At 66.1% G+C, this 1,760-nt stretch carries 1 protein-coding gene; it reads right to left on the minus strand.

Annotation, left to right across the window (positions count from 1 at the left end):
• Positions 1-1,722 (minus strand): hypothetical protein (locus tag EN742_RS33990; RefSeq protein WP_148670482.1); only part of this gene is annotated, 1,722 nt, incomplete at its 3' end.
• Between the last annotated feature and the right edge of the window lie 38 nt (positions 1,723-1,760).

Raw genomic sequence — 1,760 nt, forward strand, 5'->3', positions numbered from 1 at the left:
CGCGAGGTCCTCCGCCGCATCTTCCAACTCGCCCGCCATTTCGCTACCGCCGGGTGCCGCCTTGAAATCCTTGGCGATGCCGCGGCTCGACTTACCCTTGGCGTCGATGCTGCGCAACTCGGCCTTGGCCGACGAGACAACGCGCAACTCGACGCGAACGCCGCCCAGTTCCTCGACACCAAGCCCGCCATCGCCGATGCCGTACTCGGCCATGGCGATTTCCTGCATGTCGTCGCCCGACAGGCCGAGCTTGCTGCCCGCCGCTTCCAGCGCCTTGTCGATCGACTTGATCACCACTTTGTCGTCGATCCTGCGGCGAAGGCGCCCAAGCGCATAGGCCGCGTCCGCGGTGCCCAGCTGGCCGAGCGACCAGACGCAGGCCGCCCCTGTCTTTTGCGAACGCACGGTACGTCCGTGATGCCCTGTCTTGATCAGCGTCGCGCCTGCCAGCGATTCCAGCAGCGGGAGCGCCTTGTCGGCCGGCAGGCGGGACAGGGCCAAGCCAATGCCGCGTGCTACCGCGACATTGTCGGGCGACAATTCGCCGTGCAGTCGGCCAAGATCAAATTGCCAGGGTACATAGTCCCCGGCCGCACGCTGGAACAGCAGGCCCGGTATCGCGCAGATCGCCTTCAGCGCGGACTGCCGCACCGCCGCCTCGTAACCCGCCGACTCCCGTTCCGGCAGCGGTGTCGGAAACACCGATGCATTCTGCGGGCTGAACACCAGGCTGTAGGCTTCGAGGCCGATATAGACGTCGCGCTCGATCTCCGGCAGCGCCAGTTCGCAGAGCGGTTTGAGCCACTGCCTGAAACCGTCGGCCACCGCGTCGTGCCCAAGGGCTGCGATCTTGCGTTCGCAATCCTTCAGCCAGGTCGTCCCCGGCGCGCCATCGCCCGCGGCAACCATTTGGTTGAGCAGGCTGCCGTCAGGGTCCCCGCCGCCGAATTCGAACGCTTCGACCCGCGTGCCGGCCCTCGTGAAGTCCTGCGGCCAACCCCGATCGAAGCTCGGCCCCACGGCGCGCAGCATCGCCATTTGCGCGGCGGTCGCGAGCTGTCGCCATTCGGGTTTTTCCTCGCTCAGCATGCGACTGAGATGGTTGTTGTAGTCCTTGTGAAAACCTTCCTCGCCCTTGGTGTCGCGCGCCCACCAGCCGAACCTGAAGGCGGCACTGCCATCGCCGGAGCCGAAACGGGCGGCGAACGCCTGTCGGTCGGTCAGCCAGTTATGCACCGTCCTGTCGCCGGCGTAGGCGCGGATGTCCTCGAACATCGGCGCCAGTTCCGTCAGCACGTCGTCCCAAAATTCCGCCTTGTCGGACGGCGGCGGCGTGTAGCGCAGGTGGGGAAGTTTTGCCGGCGGATTGGCCCGCATGCGCGCAAAGAAACTGTCCTGCTGGCCGGCCCCGGCAAGCGCCTTCAGCGAAACGATCAGTGGTGGATCGGTCTTTTCCGGTCCGGTCCTGTTTTTGTAGTACTGCGTATCGCAAACCAGCGCGATGAGCCTGGCGGCGTTGGCCCGGTCTTCGGCGCCGAGAGCCTGTCCGTTTTTCACCGTGCGCTCGATCTCGCGGACGATGCCGAGCTTGGGCAATCCGCCCGACCAGCCGATCGTGCCCTTGAGGTGCATGCCGGCCTGGTCGTTCGCGAGCAGCCGAAGCGCGGTGGCGGTTCTCGGCGCGTTCGTCTGGAAGCCGCTGCGCAGGAGATCCCGGCTCAAGCTCTCGCAGAAGCGCGCGAATTTGGGCGGGGTCTTGC

It is taken from the genome of Mesorhizobium sp. M4A.F.Ca.ET.020.02.1.1 (assembly GCF_004022645.1).
Classification (GTDB): Bacteria; Pseudomonadota; Alphaproteobacteria; order Rhizobiales; family Rhizobiaceae; genus Mesorhizobium.